The organism is Thioalkalivibrio sp. ALJ24, from assembly GCF_000377785.1.
Classification (GTDB): domain Bacteria; phylum Pseudomonadota; class Gammaproteobacteria; order Ectothiorhodospirales; family Ectothiorhodospiraceae; genus Thioalkalivibrio.
Map to the genome: position 1 here is coordinate 206,792 of NZ_KB898727.1, position 17,833 is coordinate 224,624.

At 69.1% G+C, this 17,833-nt stretch carries 16 protein-coding genes; 9 read left to right on the forward strand and 7 right to left on the reverse strand.

Annotation, left to right across the window (positions count from 1 at the left end; translation table 11 throughout):
- Positions 1 to 3 precede the first annotated feature (3 nt).
- Genes D571_RS0106865 through def form a run of 6 tightly spaced genes read right to left on the reverse strand, consistent with a single transcriptional unit; the run spans position 4 to position 6,985 of the window.
- On the reverse strand, positions 4 to 1,386 hold the full coding sequence (locus D571_RS0106865) for a sigma-54 dependent transcriptional regulator (protein WP_018935937.1): 1,383 nt from the start codon (positions 1,384 to 1,386) through the stop codon (positions 4 to 6).
- Positions 1,383 to 3,611 (reverse strand): ATP-binding protein, encoded by a 2,229-nt coding sequence (locus tag D571_RS0106870; protein ID WP_018935938.1) that lies wholly within the window; start codon positions 3,609 to 3,611, stop codon positions 1,383 to 1,385. Before D571_RS0106870 ends, D571_RS0106865 begins: the two co-directional genes overlap by 4 nt.
- On the reverse strand, positions 3,596 to 4,141 hold the full coding sequence (locus D571_RS0106875) for a DUF4390 domain-containing protein (RefSeq protein WP_018935939.1): 546 nt from the start codon (positions 4,139 to 4,141) through the stop codon (positions 3,596 to 3,598). Before D571_RS0106875 ends, D571_RS0106870 begins: the two co-directional genes overlap by 16 nt.
- Positions 4,141 to 5,472, reverse strand: a complete 1,332-nt coding sequence (gene rsmB, locus D571_RS0106880; RefSeq protein WP_026287663.1) for a 16S rRNA (cytosine(967)-C(5))-methyltransferase RsmB — start codon at positions 5,470 to 5,472, stop codon at positions 4,141 to 4,143. The genes D571_RS0106875 and rsmB overlap by 1 nt, the downstream gene beginning before the upstream one ends.
- Positions 5,472 to 6,452, reverse strand: coding sequence for a methionyl-tRNA formyltransferase (fmt, locus tag D571_RS0106885; protein WP_018935941.1), 981 nt, complete (start codon positions 6,450 to 6,452; stop codon positions 5,472 to 5,474). The genes rsmB and fmt overlap by 1 nt, the downstream gene beginning before the upstream one ends.
- Entirely contained in the window at positions 6,452 to 6,985 is a 534-nt protein-coding gene (gene def, locus D571_RS0106890) for a peptide deformylase (protein WP_018935942.1), read from the reverse strand. The genes fmt and def overlap by 1 nt, the downstream gene beginning before the upstream one ends.
- 138 nt (positions 6,986 to 7,123) lie before the next feature.
- Here def and D571_RS0106895 point away from each other — a divergent pair, with 138 nt between their 5' ends.
- From D571_RS0106895 to ubiA, 9 genes are read left to right on the forward strand one after another with little or no spacing between them, the layout of a single operon-like run.
- Positions 7,124 to 8,290: a LysM peptidoglycan-binding domain-containing protein gene (locus D571_RS0106895; RefSeq protein WP_026287664.1), complete on the forward strand. Its 1,167-nt coding sequence runs from the start codon at positions 7,124 to 7,126 to the stop codon at positions 8,288 to 8,290.
- Between the two features lie 44 nt (positions 8,291 to 8,334).
- Positions 8,335 to 9,483 carry a DNA-processing protein DprA gene (dprA, locus tag D571_RS0106900; RefSeq protein WP_018935944.1) on the forward strand — a complete coding sequence of 383 codons (1,149 nt, stop codon included), beginning with the start codon at positions 8,335 to 8,337 and terminating at the stop codon, positions 9,481 to 9,483.
- Complete coding sequence (locus D571_RS0106905) at positions 9,480 to 9,965, forward strand: DUF494 family protein (RefSeq protein ID WP_018935945.1); 486 nt, start codon at positions 9,480 to 9,482, stop codon at positions 9,963 to 9,965. The genes dprA and D571_RS0106905 overlap by 4 nt, the downstream gene beginning before the upstream one ends.
- A gap of 57 nt (positions 9,966 to 10,022) precedes the next feature.
- Positions 10,023 to 12,707, forward strand: a complete 2,685-nt coding sequence (locus D571_RS0106910; RefSeq protein WP_018935946.1) for a DNA topoisomerase I — start codon at positions 10,023 to 10,025, stop codon at positions 12,705 to 12,707.
- 31 nt (positions 12,708 to 12,738) lie between these two features.
- On the forward strand, positions 12,739 to 13,308 hold the full coding sequence (locus tag D571_RS0106915; protein ID WP_018935947.1) for an L-threonylcarbamoyladenylate synthase: 570 nt from the start codon (positions 12,739 to 12,741) through the stop codon (positions 13,306 to 13,308).
- Between the two features lie 11 nt (positions 13,309 to 13,319).
- The gene (hemF, locus tag D571_RS0106920) at positions 13,320 to 14,249 is read left to right on the forward strand and encodes an oxygen-dependent coproporphyrinogen oxidase (protein WP_018935948.1); all 930 of its coding nucleotides are present in this window, start codon (positions 13,320 to 13,322) and stop codon (positions 14,247 to 14,249) included.
- Between the two features lie 26 nt (positions 14,250 to 14,275).
- Positions 14,276 to 15,292, forward strand: coding sequence for a porphobilinogen synthase (gene hemB, locus D571_RS0106925; RefSeq protein ID WP_018935949.1), 1,017 nt, complete (start codon positions 14,276 to 14,278; stop codon positions 15,290 to 15,292).
- Positions 15,289 to 16,131, forward strand: a complete 843-nt coding sequence (gene aroE, locus D571_RS0106930; protein ID WP_018935950.1) for a shikimate dehydrogenase — start codon at positions 15,289 to 15,291, stop codon at positions 16,129 to 16,131. The genes hemB and aroE overlap by 4 nt, the downstream gene beginning before the upstream one ends.
- Positions 16,132 to 16,143: 12 nt before the next feature.
- Complete coding sequence (ubiA, locus tag D571_RS0106935) at positions 16,144 to 17,019, forward strand: 4-hydroxybenzoate octaprenyltransferase (protein WP_018935951.1); 876 nt, start codon at positions 16,144 to 16,146, stop codon at positions 17,017 to 17,019.
- 28 nt (positions 17,020 to 17,047) lie between these two features.
- Here the strand turns inward: ubiA and D571_RS0106940 are convergent, their stop codons facing one another.
- Complete coding sequence (locus D571_RS0106940) at positions 17,048 to 17,800, reverse strand: ComF family protein (protein WP_083916877.1); 753 nt, start codon at positions 17,798 to 17,800, stop codon at positions 17,048 to 17,050.
- Positions 17,801 to 17,833 lie beyond the last annotated feature (33 nt).

Consider the following 17,833-nt stretch of genomic DNA (forward strand, 5'->3'; position numbering starts at 1 on the left):
GCGTCAGCCGTCGGATTTCACGCGGCGCGGATCGATGCCCAGCGCCTTGAACTTGCGGTAGAGATGCGTGCGCTCCAGTCCGACCCGTTCGGCCAGACGCGTCATGTTGCCCTCGCTGCGTTCCAGCTGCTGGGTCAGGTACTCGCGTTCGAACTGCTCGCGCGCCTCGCGCAGCGGCAGGTCGGGGATACCGATCATGCCCTCGCCACTGCCTTCCTCGGTGCGGCGCGGCTGCCCGGACAGGGTACGCTCCACCTCGTCGCGTGTGATCTCGTCCCCGGAACCGAGGATCATCAGGCGCTGGACCAGATTGCGCAGCTCGCGCACGTTGCCCGGCCACGGATACTGCTGCAGACATTCCAGCGCCGGGCGCTGGAACGTGCGCCGCGGCAGACCCTCCTGCTGGTTCAGCTGGCGCATGTGGTAGTCCAGCAGTTCGGGGATGTCCTCGGCGTGTTCGCGCAGCGGCGGCACGTTCAGCGGCAGCACGTTCAGGCGGTAGTAGAGATCTTCGCGGAAGCGCCCCTGCTCCACCGCTTCGCCGAGGTCATGGTGGGTGGCCGCCACCACCCGCACGTTCACGCTGATCGGCTGGTCACCGCCGATACGGGTGATGCGCCGGGTATCCAGGGCATGCAGCAGGCGCGCCTGGGTCTGCAGGTCCATCTCCGCGACCTCGTCGAGGTAGAGTACCCCGCCCGAGGCCTGTTCCAGCAGGCCGTAGCGTACCCGTTCGCCCTGTTCGCTGCCGAACAGTTCGGCCACCGCCTCGTCGCCGGCCATGGAACCCACAGACACTACGATGAACGGGCTCTCGCGCCGCGCGCTGCGGGCGTGCAACATCCTGGCAAAGGTCTGCTTGCCGGCCCCCGGCTCGCCGGTAATCAGCACCCAGGTGTCATGCTGGGCCATGCGCTGCACCTGATCGCGCAGGTTGACCATCACCGCACTGCTGCCGACCGGGTCGGCCACCGTGGCCGCCTGCCGCCGCAGCCCGGTGTTCTCCCGCTGCAGGCGCGCGGCTTCCAGCGCGTTGTTGAGGGTGATCAGGAGCTTGTCGATGGTCAGCGGCTTTTCGATGAAGTCGTAGGCGCCCAGGCGGGTCGCATCCACCGCGCTCTCGACGTTGGCGTGGCCGGAAATCATCACCACCGGGCACATCGCGCCCTCGTCCTCCTGCCATTCCTTGAGCAACGAGATGCCGTCGCCGTCGGGCATCCACACGTCCAGCAGGACCGCATCCGGCCGCCGGCTGCGCCGCTGGGCCTTGGCCTCGGCCACCGAGCCAGCCAGCGCTACCTGATAGCCCTCGTCCTCCAGCACGTCGCGCAGCAGCATGCGGATATCGGGCTCGTCATCGACCACCAGGATATAGGCGTCGCTCATCGCGGCTGTTCCTCCTCGGCAGCGGGCGCCCCGGACGGGCTGCCCTCGTCCACCGGGATGCGGATCACGAAGACCGCGCCGCCCGCCCCGGAGTCGTCATTATGGCACTCGATGATGCCGCCGTGTTCTTCCACGATCTTCTGCGCCACCGCGAGACCCAGTCCGGTGCCGCGCGGCTTGTCCGTCGTGTACGGTTCGAAGATGCGTTCCAGCAGATCCGGCCGGATGCCCGGACCGTTGTCGCGTACGCGCAGCTCGATCCAGGACCCGGAGCTGCTTTCGACGAACGCGGTGGCGACGTCCACCCGCAGTTCGTCCCCTCGCTCCTGCTCCTCCGCAGCCTCCATCGCATTGCGGATCAGGTTGTGCAGCAGCTGACGCAGGCGACCGGCATCGGCGCGGATCGCCGGCAACCCCTCGCCCAGATCCAGGCGCACGCGCGAGCTGCCATCCGCGCCCAGATACAGCTCGGAGACATCGCGCACCAGCTGGTTCACATCGGTGCGACCAAGTTCCAGCTTGGGCGCCTGGGCATAGTCGCGGAAGGCGTTGACCAGGGTCTTCATCGCCTCCACCTGCTGGATGATGGTGCCGCTGGCGCGCTCCAGCACTTCGCGATCGGCCCCTTCCAGCACCCGGCCCAGGCGTCTGGAAAGGCGTTCGGCGGACAGCTGGATGGGCGTCAGCGGGTTCTTGATTTCGTGCGCGAGGCGCCGCGCTACCTCGCCCCAGGCCGCATCGCGCTGGGCCTTGAGGAATTCCGTCATGTCGTCGAACACGATCGCGTGCAGGCCGCGGCCGGAACCCGGGGTCGGCAACCAGACCGCGCGCGTCATCAGCACCTTGCGCCCGCTGCGGGTGAACACCACCACCTGGCGCGACCACTCCGCCTCGTGGCCGGCCAGCGGATCGCGGATCGCCTCGAAGAACTGATGCACCAGCGGGCACTCGCGGCCGACCTCGCTGATATCACGGGTGCGCGCGCCCTGCAGGTCGCATTCCAGGATCTGCCCGGCCGCGTCGTTGGCGGTGCGCAGGCGCAGGCTGCCGTCCAGTGCCAGCACGCCCGAGCGCAGGTGCTTGAGCACGCTCTCCAGATAGGCCCGCTCGGCGTCCAGCAGCCGGCGGTTGCGCTCGGCCTCGTTGCGCGCCTCGTTGAGGGTCCGGGTCATCGCGTTGAACGACTGCACCAGGAAGCCCAGCTCGTCGGCCCGGCGCACCTGCAGGCGGGTGCCATAGTCCCCGGCCGCCACCAGACGGGTACCCTGCACCAGGTCGGACACCGGCTGCACCAGGCGCCGCGCGACCACCAGACCGGCCCACAGCGCGGCCATCAGGGAGATCGCCAGCGCCAGTGACATGGTGAAGATGAATCCCTGGGTGATCGGCCCGCGCAGGTAGGCGAATTCGCGATAGTCGGCAAAGGCATCCTGCACCCGCAGGGACAGCGCACTCATGCGTGGATCCACCGGGTACACCGCCTGCAGGATGCGGTTGTCGGTGCCCGGCCGCCGAGAAGCCGTGGTCGCCACCACACGGATCACCAGCTGGTCGTCGGGTTCGGGCTCCAGACGCGAATACGGCTGCCCGGGGCGCACCCGCATCAGGATGTCGGAACTCGGCGGTGACGGCAGCTGGCGGATGGGGCTGTCGGTACTGGAGGCGATGATGCGGTTGTTGGCCCCGACCAGGGTCAGCTCCTGCGCGCCCAGGTCCCGGCGGTAGTCGTTCAGGGTCAGCCCCATCAGCCCCTCGGAGACCCCTTCCAGGTTCTCCATGATCTCCTGGGTCTCCTCGGCCAGCTGCCGCACGCGCAGATCCAGCGAGGAGCGCGAGAGCTCCAGGGCATCCTCCAGCGCCGAGTCCACCCGCACGTCGAACCAGGAGTCCACCCCCTCGCTCAGGAATTCGTAGGAAAAGTAGTACACCACCGAGACCGGCAGCACCGCGACCAGCATGAAACCACTCACCAGCCGCAGCGTCAGGCGGCTGCCCGGCACCCCCTGGCGGTACTGCCAGAACATGCGAACGACCTGGTAGATGATCAGGCCGGCCAGCACGATGAGTACCACCGCGTGGAACACCAGCAGCCAGATGAACAGCCGCTCGAAACGCGCCTGGTGCTGGGCCGCGTCGCCCATCACCAGCAGCGAGGCGAGCAGGAGGATGAACAGCAGGCTCATCCCCAGCAACCCCCAGGGCAGCCCCTTCAGTCGAGCGACCATCCGTACCACTCCTGTCGGGCGGTGAGCTCGCCGCGCAGCCCGGCATCCAGCTGCAGCGGCAATGGCAGGGCGGTGTAATCCAGCGAAAGCCGCGCATTCAGCCGGAACCCCTCCGGCGCCTCGCGCAGCTCCTCGGGCAGACCCTCCAGGTGGACCCGGCCCAGCCGCCGCGCGCTCTGCTCCAGGGCATCGCCGAGGGTAGGCCGCAGCTCCCGCCGTTCACCGTCGCGCGAGGTCACCAGATAATGTCGGTTGAGCGGGAAATAGCTCAGCTGCACGCGCTGCTCGGCACGGGCCAGCGGGCGCCCCGGGAGCCACCGATCCGGCTCCGCCTGCGCCTCCAGACGAAACCCGAGGGTCACACCGTTCTCCAGCGCATCCACCAGCACCTCGGGCAGGGCCATGTCCAGATCCAGCCGCGCCAGCAACGTGGTGTCGTCCATCCACAGATGACCGGCGTCGCGGATCTCCAGCGCCGGGGCAACCCCGGGCACCAGCCACAGCGCCAGCAACCAGGCCATCCGCCGCATCAGCCGTCCACCTTCTCCAGCAGGGCGTAATAGAAGCCGTCTCCGCCGGCCAGACCCGGCGGGATCGCTATCCCGGTGGAGCGGGACGCCGCCCCGGGGATCATGACCGGCCCGTCCGGTCCCGCGTCCACGGCGCGCGCGTCGCCGGTCGCGTCGACGAACGGTGTGACGACCTCGTGATTTTCCGCATCCAGCAGGGAGCAGGTGGCATACAGCAGGCGCCCGCCCGGACGCAGCAGCCCCCAGGCCGCGCGCAGCAGACGGGCCTGTTCGGCGGCCAGTCGCGGGATGTCATCGGCCCGGCGCAGGGTCTTGATGTCCGGGTGCCGGCGGATCACGCCGGTGGCCGAACAGGGCACGTCCAGCAGGATCGCATCGAACGGCCGCCCGTCCCACCAGGCGTCGGTATCGCCCAGGTCTGCCGCGGTCAGCGTGGCGTCCAGCTGCAGCCGGTCCAGGTTCTCGCGCACCTGTTCCAGGCGCGTGGCGTCGTTGTCCAGGGCCACCAGGTCCAGCTCGCCGCCGGCGCCCTCCAGCAGATGCCCGGTCTTGCCGCCCGGAGCGGAGCAGGCGTCCAGCACCCGCTCGCCCGGGCGCGGCGCCAGCAAATGCGCGGCCCATTGCGCGGAGACATCCTGAACCGAGAGCCGCCCGTCGGCGAAGCCCGGCAGCGCGGTCACGTCGGTGGCCGCCGCGAGCGTCAGCGCACCCTCGGGGGCGTCATGCAGGCTCGCCTCGAAGCCCGCCTCGCGCAGCGCCGCCAGCGCATCGTCCGGGCTCCAGCGACGGGTATTGACCCGCAGGGTCAGCGGGGCCTCGCGCAGCAGCTCGCCCAGCACGGCCTCCGCGCGCTCGGGCCACGCGGCCTCGATCGCCTCGATCAGCCACGCCGGGCAGGCATGCCGCAACACCGGGTCCTCGGCGATGCGGACCTCCAGTGCGTCGGTCTCGCGCAGCGCCCGACGCAGGATCGCGTTGATCAGCCCCACGGCCCCGGGCCGATGGATGCGACGCGCGGTCTCGGCGGTCTCGCGCACCGCCGCGTGATCGCGGGTGGAGAAATGCAGGATCTCCGCCAGCCCCTGGGCCAGCAGCACGCCGATAACGCCGTCCTTGCGCCGCAGCGGCCGGTCCAGGCTTTCGCGCACCAGCACCTCCAGCTGCGGATACCAGCGCAGGGTGGTGTACACCAGGGCCCGGGTCCAGGCCGCCTCCCGCACCGGGAGATCCGCCACCGCGGGTTCCAGCACGCTGTTGAGCGAAGCCCCGTGCAGGACCACCTGTTCGGTGGCCTCCACGGCGCACTGACGAGGAGCGGGCTGACGCGCCATCAGGTCTCCCCTCCCAGACGCAGGCCGACGAGATCGCCGGTATTGGCCCAGTCGGCGGCACTCACCGGTCGCCGCCCGGGCAACTGCACGCGTTCCAGGCGCAGCAGACCATCGCCGGTGGCCACGTCCACGCCGTCACTCCCCGCGGCCACGATGGTGCCCGGAACCGCTTCACTCGCGGGTGCCGCGGCACTGTCCAGCGGCCGAGCGGCATGAATGCGAAGGACCTCGCCGTCCGGCAGCCGGGTCCAGGCGACCGGCCACGGATCAAAGGCCCGCACCCGGCGATCCAGTTCCACCGTTGGGGCCTGCCAGTCCAGTCGTGCTTCGTCCTTTTCCAGTTTGGCGGCGTAGGTCGCCCGCGCCTCGTCCTGCGGCTGCGGCACCGACTCGCCGCTCATGATCGCCGGGAGGTGTTCCACCAGCAACTCCGCACCCATGCGGGCCAGCGCATCGTGGACCTCGCCGGTGGTCACCCGCGGCCCCAGCGGCAGACGCCGGCAGGCGTGCACCGGCCCGGTATCCAGCCCCGGGGCCATCTGCATCAGGCACACGCCGGTCTCGTCGTCGCCGGCGAGGATCGCACGATGGATGGGCGCCGCCCCGCGCCAGCGCGGCAGCAGCGACGCGTGGATATTCAGTCCGCCTTGATGCGGGATCTCCAGCACGGCACGCGGCAGGATCAGCCCGTAGGCCGCGACCACCAGCAGGTCCGGCTGCCACTCGGCCAGTCGCGCCCGTGTCTGCGGATCGCGCAGCGACTCGGGCTGCTCGACCGGGATCCCGGCGTCCGTCGAGGCCTGCTTCACCGGTCCCGGGCGCAGTTTGCGGCCCCGGCCCGCGGGACGGTCCGGCTGGGTGTAGACCGCCACCGGGGGATAGCCGGCGTCAATCAGGGCCCGGAGTGCGGGAACCGCGAAGTCGGGGGTTCCCGCGTAGACGATGCGCGGCGCCGTGGCGTCCCTGTCGGCGGCCGCCATCAGACCGCGGGCACCGCGGCCTTGCCGGACCCGCCGTTGCGCGCCCCCTGCTTCTCCAGCTTCTTGCGGATGCGACCGCGCTTGAGACTCGACAGGTAGTCCACGAACAGCTTGCCGTCGAGATGATCGATCTCGTGCTGGATACACACCGCCAGCAGACCGTCGGCCTCGGCCTCGAACGGCTGGCCGTCACGACCCAGTGCACGGAAGCGGATCCAGTCCGCACGGCGCACCTTCTCGTAGTACCCCGGCACCGACAGGCAGCCCTCATCCATTTCTTCCTCGCCCCGGGTCTCGAGGATCTCAGGATTGATCAGCGCCCAGGGCTGACTCTGATCCTCGGAGACGTCGGCCACCAGGACCCGCTTGTGAACATTGACCTGAACCGCCGCAAGACCGATGCCCGGAGCCGCGTACATGGTCTCGAACATGTCGTCGACCAGTGTGCGGATGGAATCGTCCACCTCGGCCACCGGTTCGGCCTTTTGCCGCAGCCGCGGGTCAGGAAAGTGGAGAATTTCTCGCTTCGCCATGAAAAACCTCAATCTTTGTGCTGTACAGCCCTGCCAATTCTGCTAACGTTGGACCGCACCAGCCGCCGACATGTCGACGATCATGGGCCGGGCCACAGGATGGCCCCGGGGAGTGCGGACCTGACAGGGGAAACTTAGATGTTGAAAACCAGAGCGACCACGACCTCATTCGTTCTGCCGGGTGTGCTGTTCAGTGTAACGCTGTTGCTGGGGGGCTGCGCAGCCACCGGCGACAAGGACACCGCCGAAGATCCGGAAGAACAGGAAGCCCGGACCACCGAAGCCGCGGACACTTCGGCCGACGACCGCGACACCTCCTCGGAAGAGACCACGGAACACACCCCGGAGATCCGTGACTCCGCCCCCGAACGCTACGTCGTCCAGAAAGGGGACACCCTCTGGGACATCTCCGCGATGTATCTGGAAGAACCCTGGTACTGGCCGGAGATCTGGGCCGTGAACCCGGACATCGAAAATCCGCACCTGATCTATCCGGGCGACGTGCTGAGCATCTATTACGTGGACGGCGAACCGCGCATCACGGTCGATGCCGGCCCGCGCGTGCGCCCGACCAAGCGGCTGTCGCCCGAGGTCCGGATCGAGGAACTGGAAGACGACACCCCGCCGATCTCCACCCTGCAGTCGTTCATGTTCCAGCCGCGGGTGCTGGACGAGGAAACCCTCGACAAGGCCCCGTACATCCTGGCCGCCGATGACGACCGCGTGATCTTCGGCCCCGGCGACCGCGTGTATGCCCGCAACGCCGAGGACACCGAGGAATACGAGATCTACCATATCGTCCGTCGCGACGAGATGCTGATCGACCCGGACACCGGCGAGGAACTGGGCGTGGCCACCATCCCGGTGGGCGAGGCCGAGATCGTCGAACCCGGGCACGTCGCCCGGGTGAACATTCGCCGGGGCGAACGTGAGGCCGTACGCGGCGACCGGCTGGTCCCGTTCACCGACGAGCAGGACATGCTGTTCGATATCGGCCGCCCGCCGGAAGACATCGACGGCAAGGTGATCAAGCTGTTCGACGCGATCACGCAGATCGGCCGCCACCAGGCCGCAGTGATCAACCGCGGCGAGCGCGACGGGGTCGAGAACGGTCACGTGTTCGCTGCGTTTACTCACGGACGCACCGTCCGCGACCCGGTGGCCGGCACCAACGAGGAGGTTGATCTGCCCGAGGAGCGGGCCGGAGAGGTCATGGTGTTCAAGACCTTCGAGAAGGTCTCCTACGTGCTGATGACCGAATCCGAGCGCACCCTGCGCGAGGGCTACACGGTTCGTCACCCGTAGTCCGGCGGGCCCGGCGGCGTGCGCCCGGGCCACCCCCTGCCGCGATGGACCGCGAACCCCGCAGTGATGCAGCCACGGCCCGGCCCGACCCCGAGCCGTGGCTGCGTCTTTTGCATACCCCCGGTCTGGGCCCGCGGCGCATCCAGCGCCTGCTGGAAGCCTTCGGCTCCCCGCAGGCCGCGCTGGGCGCACCCGCCCATCGGTGGCGCGCCGCCGATGTCGGCGTGGAACCGCCGCAGCACGTCGAAGGCCATCACCCCGGCGTGGAAGCCGATCTGGCCTGGGAGCGTGCGGACGAACGCCACCGCATCCTGTGCCGCGAGGATCCCGACTACCCGCCGCTGCTGGCGGAACTCCCCGATCCGCCGCCAGTGCTGTTCCTCAACGGTAACCCGGCGCTGCTGACCGCCCCGCAGCTGGCGATCATCGGCAGTCGCGAGGCCACCCCGCAGGGACTCAAGCTCGCGCGGGAATTCGCCCGCGAGCTGGCCGGCGCCGGGGTCACCATCACCTCGGGCCTGGCCCGCGGGATCGACGGGGCGGCCCACGAGGGCGCGCTGGACGCGCCCCGGGGCCGCACGGTGGCGGTAGTGGCCACCGGTCCCGACCGCATCTACCCCGCCGCGCACCGCCGGCTCGGCCACCGCATCGCCGATCATGGCCTGATCGTGTCGCTGTGGCCGACCGGCACCCAGGCGCAGGCCGGTCACTTCCCGCAGCGCAACCGCGTGATCAGTGGCCTGGCACTGGCCACCCTGGTGGTGGAGGCGGCCGACAACAGCGGCTCGCTGATCACCGCAAGGCTCGCGGGCGAGCAGGGGCGGCAGGTCTACGCGGTCCCGGGATCGGTGTTCAGCCCGGTCAGCCGGGGCTGCCACCGCCTGATCCGCGAGGGCGCCCAGCTGGTCGAAACCGCCGGCGAGATCCTCGACGACCTGGCCGACTGGCTGGGGGTTCCGCCCGCCCCGCAACCACCGGCACCGGCGCCCGTCGAGCCGGTGGACCCGGAGCACGAAAAGGTTCTGCAGGCGATGGGTTTTGACCCGGTGGACATGGAAACCCTGCGCAGCCGGACTCAATTGACCATCGACACGCTTTCATCCATTCTCGTTTTACTGGAACTCAATGGCCGCGTGGCCGCCCTCGATCACGGGCGCTATCAGCGCCTCGACGCAGGATCCCCCGAATCATGAACGAAAGCGTGCTGGACGTGCTCATGTATCTGTTCGAGCACACCCTCGACGAAGAATCCGAGGTCGACCCCGACCGCGGCGAGCTGCAGCGCCAGCTGCTGGAGGCCGGTTTCGGGTCCGGCGAGATCGAGCGCGCGCTGGGCTGGCTGGACCGCCTGATGAGCGAGGCCCCGCTGGCCAGCCGTGGCGGTGACAGCGCCGCCACCCGGGTGTTCGCCCCCGAGGAACGCCAGCGCCTGAACATGGAAGGCCGCGGTTTCCTGCTCAACCTGGAGCAGAACGGCCTGCTGACGGCCGGCACCCGTGAACTGGTGATGGACCGGGTGATGGAACTGGATCCCGAGGAGATCGATCTCGATCAGCTTCGCTGGGTGGTGCTGATGGTGCTGTTCAACCAGCCGGACGACGCCGTCGCCTACTCGCGGCTCGACGAGGTGATGCGTGATCACCCGGGCCCGAGCGAACTGGATTATCTGCACTGACGCCAGCGTCAACGTCCGACCACGGAACCCGCCGCCAGCAGGACGGTCCCGAGCCCCATGAGCAAACACCTCGTCATCGTTGAGTCCCCGGCCAAGGGGAAGACCATCGAGAAATACCTCGGCCCCGAGTATCAGGTCATGGCCTCCTACGGCCATGTGCGCGATCTGGTGCCCAAGGAAGGAGCGGTGGACCCGGAGGACGGGTTCCGCATGCGCTACGACGTGATCGAGCGCAGCGAAAAGCAGATCGACGCGATCGCGAAGGCCCTGAAGAAATCCGACGACCTGATCCTCGCGACTGACCCCGACCGCGAAGGCGAGGCGATCTCCTGGCATCTCTACGAGGTTCTGCGTGAACGCGGCCTGCTGGAGGGCCGCAACGTCTATCGCGTGGTGTTCCACGAGATCACGAAGAAAGCCATTCAGGAGGCGATCGAACAGCCGCGCGAACTCGCCCAGCCGCTGATCGACGCGCAGCAGGCGCGCCGCGCGCTGGACTACCTGGTCGGCTTCAACCTCTCGCCGCTGCTGTGGCGCAAGATCAAGCGCGGCCTGTCCGCCGGCCGCGTGCAGAGCCCGGCGCTGCGCATGATCTGCGAGCGCGAGGACGAGATCGAGGCCTTCGTCCCGCAGGAATACTGGACCCTGGACGCGAAGGCCGAACGCGAAGGTCAGCCGTTCACCGCGCGCCTGACCCACCTGGACGGCAACAAGCTCAACCAGTTCGACCTCAACAGCGCCGAGCTCGCCCACGATGCACAACGCCGCCTGAACGAGGCCGCAGACGGCGAACTGCGCGTGGCCAAGGTCGAAAAGAAACAGCGCCGCCGCAACCCGGCCGCGCCGTTCACCACCTCGACCCTGCAGCAGGAGGCCTCGCGCAAGCTGGGCTTCAATGCCAGCCGCACCATGCGCACGGCCCAGCAGCTGTACGAGGGCATCGACCTGGGCTCCGGCGCGGAAGGCCTGATCACCTACATGCGAACCGACTCGGTCGCACTGGCCGGCGAGGCGATCGGCGAGGCCCGCGGCCTGATCGAACAGCGTTACGGGGCGGAAAACCTCCCGGACAGCCCGCGCCAGTACAAGACCAAGTCGAAGAACGCCCAGGAGGCCCACGAGGCGATCCGGCCGACCTCGGTGCGGCGCATCCCCGACGAGATCCGCAACCGCCTGACCAGTGACCAGGCGCGGCTGTACGACCTGATCTGGAAGCGCACCGTCGCCTGCCAGATGATCCACGCGACCTTCGATACCGTGGCCGCCGACCTGGTCCCGGGAGACAGCGAACACCGTTTCCGCGCCACCGGTTCCACCCTGCGCCACGCCGGGTTCATCGCGGTCTATCAGGAGGGCCGCGACGACAGCGCGGACGACGACGAGGACAAGCGCCTGCCGGAGATGGCCGAGGGCGACACCGTCGCGCTGCACGAGGTCACCGCCGACCAGCACTTCACCGAGCCGCCGCCGCGCTACACCGAGGCCAGCCTGGTGAAGACCCTCGAGGAATACGGCATCGGCCGCCCGTCGACCTACGCCAGCATCATCTCGACCCTGCAGTCGCGCGAATACGTGGAGATGGACGGCAAGCGCTTCATCCCGACCGACACCGGGCGGATCGTGAACAGCTTCCTGACCCGGCATTTCGACCGCTACGTCGACTACGACTTCACCGCGAACCTCGAAGACGAGCTGGATGCGATCTCGCGCGGGGAAAAGGACTGGGTCCCGGTGCTGGAGGACTTCTGGTACGACTTCCGCGACCGGGTCAAGGAAAAGGAAGAGAAGGTCACCCGCGCCGAGGCGGTACAGTCGCGCGAACTGGGCACCGACCCCAAGAGCGGGCGGCCGGTCAGCGTGCGCCTGGGCCGGTTCGGGCCGATCGTGCAGATCGGTACCAAGGACGACGAGGAGAAGCCGCGCTTCGCCGGACTGCTGCCCGGGCAGAAGATGGACAAGATCACCCTCGAGGAGGCGCTGGAGCTGTTCAAGCTGCCGCGCGAGCTGGGCGAGACCCCCGAGGGCGAACCGGTGATGGTGAACATCGGGCGCTTCGGTCCGTATGTGAAATACGGCTCCAAGTACGTCTCCCTGGGCCCGGACGACGACGTCTGGACCATCGAGCTTCCGCGCGCCCTGGAGCTGGTGGCGGAGAAGAAGAAAAAGGACGCCGAACGCTTCATCAAGAGCTTCGACGACGAAGGCATCCAGGTGCTGAACGGTCGCTACGGCCCCTACGTCACCGACGGCAACAAGAACGCCAAGGTGCCCAAGGAGACCGATCCCAAATCCCTGACCCTGGAGCAGTGCCAGGAACTGATCGCCAACGCCCCCGAACGCAAGGGGCGCGGGCGCAAGGGCGGCAAGGCCGCGGCCGGCAAGTCGGGCGGCACGAAGAAGACCGCCTCGAGCGCGTCGAAGTCGACCGGGTCGAAGGAAAAGGCCTCGGGCTCGAAATCCACGAGTTCGAAATCGTCCAGTTCCAAATCCGCGGGCTCGAAGGCATCGACGGCCGGGGGTTCGGGCAAAAAGACCACGGGCACGAAGTCCGCGAGTACGAAATCGAGCAAGTCGAAAACGACCGCGACAGGCAGCAAATCCTCCGGCAAGGCCGCCACGAAAAAATCCGGTGGCAAAGCGTCCGATAGCAAATCGGGAGGCAAATCCGGGGGCGACACCGGATCCGGGGAGACCCCGGCGACCAGCGAGACCGTGACCGCCAGCGGCCGTGACTCCGGCTGACACCCCGGCCCCCGGGACCCGCACGAACTCCGTGGAAGCCGTAGCGCGCATCCTGCGTGCCGGTGGCGTGGTGGCCTACCCCACCGAAGGGGTCTTCGGTCTGGGCTGTCGCCCGGACGACCCGGCCGCGGTGCGACGCATCCTGACCCTGAAAGGCCGTCCCGACGCCAAGGGCCTGATCCTGATCAGCGACCGCCTGGAGCGTCTTGCCGGATGGCTGGCCCCTCTGGAAGCCGACGCGCGTACCCGGGTGGAGACCAGCTGGCCGGGGCCGGTCACCTGGCTGTGGCCGGCCGCGCCCGAGTGCCCGTCCCTGCTGCGCGGCGAGCACGACACCCTGGCGGTACGCGTGACCGCGCACCCCCCGGCCCGGGAGCTGTGCGCGGCCGTGGAGAGCGCCCTGGTCTCCACCAGCGCCAATCCCGCCGGCGAGCCGCCGTGCACCGATGCGGCCTGCGTGGAACGCCGCTTCGGCGCCGGGGTGGATGCCATCCTGCAGGCCGAATGTGGCGACCTGGCCGGCCCCACCGCGATCCGCGATGCCCGCACCGGCGCTTGGCTGCGCGGCGGCGGTGACACCGAACCCGAAACGGATCATTGAGAGGAGCCGACATGGCCCGTGAAGACGACGTCTCCATCGACCGCGTAACCGAATACCTGAGGAATCTGCAGGACCGCATCTGTGCCGGCATCGAGGAACTCGACGGCGAGGCAGGCTTCAACGAGGATTCCTGGGACCGCCCGGCCGGCGGTGGCGGGCGCACCCGGGTGCTGTCCGGCGGCGCGACCTTCGAACAGGCCGGGGTCAACTTCTCGCACGTGATGGGCGACACCCTGCCGGCCTCGGCCACCGCCCACCGCCCGGAACTCGCCGGGCGTTCGTTCCAGGCCGCCGGGGTCTCGCTGGTGATCCACCCCCACAATCCCTATGTGCCCACCTCGCACGCCAACGTGCGGATCTTCGTCGCGGAGAAACCGGGCGAGGACCCGGTGTGGTGGTTCGGCGGCGGCTTCGACCTGACGCCCTACTACGGCTTCGACGAGGACTGCATCCACTGGCACCGCACCGCCGAGGCCGCCTGCCGGCCGTTCGGCGAGCACCTCTACCCCGAGCACAAGAAGTGGTGCGACGACTACTTCTTCCTCAAGCACCGCGGGGAACCGCGCGGCATCGGCGGGCTGTTCTTCGACGACTTCAACGAGGGCGGCTTCGAGCACGCCTTCGGCTACATGAAGAGCGTGGGCGACGCCTACCTCGAGGCCTATGCCCCCATCGTGCGCCGCCGCCGCGACATTGACTGGGGCGAGCGCGAACGCCAGTTCCAGCTCTACCGCCGCGGGCGCTACGTGGAGTTCAATCTGGTCTACGACCGGGGTACCCTGTTCGGCCTGCAGTCCGGCGGGCGCACCGAATCGATCCTGATGTCGCTGCCCCCGCTGGTGCGCTGGGAATACAACTACCGGCCGGAAGCCGGCACCCCGGAGGCCGAACTCTACGAGCGCTACCTGGTGCCCCGCGACTGGCTGGCCGAGGCTGACTGAGAAAACCCGATCGAGGACGCGCACGCATGACCGCCCCCATCGCCCCCTATCCCGCCAGCCGTCCGCGCCGCATGCGCCGGGATGCCTTCTCCCGGCGGCTGATGCGCGAACATCGCCTGAGCGCCGACGACCTGATCCTGCCGGTGTTCGTGACCGAAGGCGAAGGGGTGCGCGAGCCGGTGCCCTCGATGCCCGGCGTGGAGCGGGTCTCCATTGACCAGCTGCTGGTCGACGCGGCCGCCGGCCACCGCCTGGGCATCCCGGCGCTGGCCCTGTTCCCGGTGGTCCCGGCACAGAAGAAGAGCCTGGACGCCGCCGAGGCATGGAACCCGGAGGGCCTCGCCCAGCGAGCGGTGCGCGCGCTGAAGGCCGAGCTGCCGAATCTGGGCGTGATCACCGACGTGGCCCTGGATCCGTTCACCACCCACGGCCAGGACGGCATCATCGATGACGACGGCTATGTGGTGAACGACATCACCGTGGAGGCCCTGGTGCGCCAGGCGCGTTCGCATGCCGCGGCCGGCGCCGACGTGGTCGCGCCCTCGGACATGATGGACGGACGCATCGGCGCCATCCGTAGCGCGCTGGAAGACGACGGCCAGGTCCACACGCGCATCCTCGCCTACTCGGCGAAGTACGCCTCGGCGTTCTACGGCCCGTTCCGCGACGCGGTGGGCTCGGCCGGCAATCTCGGCCGCGGCAGCAAGGAGACCTACCAGATGGATCCGGCCAACGGCGAGGAGGCGATCCACGAGGTGGCCGCCGATCTGGCGGAGGGTGCCGACATGGTGATGATCAAGCCGGGCATGCCGTATCTCGACGTGGTCCACCGCATCCGCGAGCGCTTTCAGCGCCCGACCTTTGTCTACCACGTATCCGGCGAATACGCGATGCTCAAGGCCGCCGCCGAACGCGGCTGGCTGGACGAACGCGCCTGCGTGCTGGAGGCCCTGACCGGCATGAAGCGCGCCGGCGCCGACGGCATCCTCACCTACTACGCCCGGGCGGCGGCCGAATGGCTGGCGGAGGACGCCACGTCATGAGCCGCCCCGATCGCTACGCGGTGGTGGGCAACCCGATCCATCATTCCCTGTCGCCGCGCATCCACACCCTGTTCGCCGAACAGACCGGGCAGGCGATGACCTACGAGGCGCGCCGCGGCACGCCGGGGCAGTTCGCCGAAGAGGTCGGCGGCTGGCTGGCCGGTGAACTGCGCGGCGTGAACGTGACCGTGCCGTTCAAGGAGGACGCCTGCCAGCTCGCGGCCGTGCTCTCCGACCGCGCCCGCCGCGCCGGGGCCGCCAACACCCTGTGGACCGGCGACGACGGCCGCATCCACGGCGACAACACCGACGGCGTTGGCCTGCTGCGCGATCTGGAAGACCGCCTCGGCTGCCAACTGAACGGTCGAAGCATCCTGATCCTGGGCGCCGGCGGCGCCACCCGCGGCATACTGCAGCCGCTGCTGGAACGCCGGCCCGCCACGCTGATGATCGCCAACCGCACCCCGGCCCGGGCCGAGGGCCTCGCCCGCGACTTCGCCGATCTCGCCGGCGACACCCGCCTGGAGGCCTGCGCGCTGGACGCTTTACCCGACGCCCCGTTCGACCTGATCCTCAACGCCACCGCTGCCGGGCTGTCCGAGGATGCCCTGGAGCTGCCCGCGGGTCTGGTCGGTCCGCGGACCACGGCCTACGACCTGGTCTACGGCCCGGCCGCCCTGCGCTTTCTCGACTGGGCCGAGGCGAACGGCTGCGCACTCAGCAGCGACGGTCTGGGCATGCTGGTGGAACAGGCCGCCGAGGCCTTCGCGATCTGGCGCGGGGTACACCCCGAAACCGGACCGGTGCTGGCAACCCTGCGCCACGAAGCCGCCGACTGACCCGCCCCGGCCATGACCCCGCGCGAGCGCCTGTACGAGTACGCCCGCCTGACCCGGCTGGACCGGCCGGTGGGCATCTACCTGCTGCTGTGGCCGACCCTGTGGGCGTTGTGGATCGCCGCCGACGGCCTGCCGCCCTGGCATCTGCTGTTCATCTTCGTCGCCGGGGTCACCCTGATGCGCTCGGCCGGCTGCGCGATCAACGACTACGCCGACCGCCATTTCGACGCCCATGTCACGCGCACCCGCGACCGCCCGCTGGCGATCGGCAGCATCACCCCGCGCGAGGCCCTGATGGTCTTCGCGGCGCTGTGCCTGGTGGCCTTCGTGCTGGTGCTGTTCACCAACCCGCTGACCATCGCGTTCTCGGTGGTGGCGGTGCTGCTGGCGGGCACCTATCCGTTCTCCAAGCGTTTCCACCATTTCCCGCAGGTGCACCTGGGCGCGGCGTTCGCCTGGGCGGTGCCCATGGCCTTTACCGCGGTCAACAACGAGCTGCCGCCGCCGGAGGCCTGGCTGCTGTTCGTGATCACGCTGGCCTGGACCACGGTCTACGACACCTTCTACGGCATGGTCGACCGCGAGGACGACCTGAAGATCGGGGTAAAATCCACCGCCATCGCCTTCGGCGAGCTGGACCGCGCCATTACCGGGGCACTCCAGGTAATGGTCTGGATCGGGCTGTTTCTGCTGGGACGCAACCTCGAGTTCGGCGGGGTCTACATGGCCGGGCTGGCGGTGGTCGCCGCGCTGATGTTCTACCAGCAGTTCCTGATCGCCGATCGCCAGCCGGCCGACTGCCTGAGGGCGTTCAAGAACAACCACTATCTCGGCGCCGTGGTGATGCTGGCGATGGTCGGCGACCATCTGTGGCGCGCGGCCGCCTGAGCTGCAGGCCACGCCCAACGAACCGGCCTCACGCCCGCGCGAGCGTCAGCGCATCCACTCGCGCCGCCCCCGCCGCATACAGGACCTCCGCCAGCGCATCCAGCGTGGCCCCGGTGGTCGCCACGTCATCCACCAGCAGCACATATGCAGCCTCTGGCAGCTCCGCACCGGACCTCAGGGCAAAGGCACGCGCGACGTTGCGACGGCGTTCGCGCCGCCCCAGCCCCTGCTGCGACTCGGTGGCGCGTACCCGGACCACCAGTCGCGACGCCAGCGGCACCTCCAGCCGGCGCGCCACCTCCTGCGCCAGCTCCAGCGCCTGATTGAAACCGCGCTCGCGGTAACGCTCGGGATGCAGCGGCACCGGGACCACACAATCCGGGCCCTGCGGCACGTCAGGATGTATATCGGCCATCGCGTCGGTCACCTCTCCGGCCGCGCGCCGGGCCAGCTCCCGAAGCACGCGCGCCGCGGTCGCGTCATCGGCGTGCTTGCGCGCGAGGATCAGGCGATCCAGCGGCCAGGCATAAAGCCACGGGGCGTGCAGCCGGTCCAGGCGCGGCGCGTGGCGCTGACACCGGGCACAGAGATCGGCCGCGGTTTCCGGCTCGCCACAGCGCGGACAGGGCGCTGCCACCCGCGGCAGATCCGCCAGACAGCCCGCACAGACGGCCCCGCCTGCCCCGACGGGTGCGCCGCACACCCCGCAAGTCGACGGGAACAGGCCCTCCAGCAGACGTTCCCGCCACCACCCCGTCGTCCATGAAGGGCTGCGTGTCATGATGCTAAACTCCCGACTTTTACCGGCAGGATA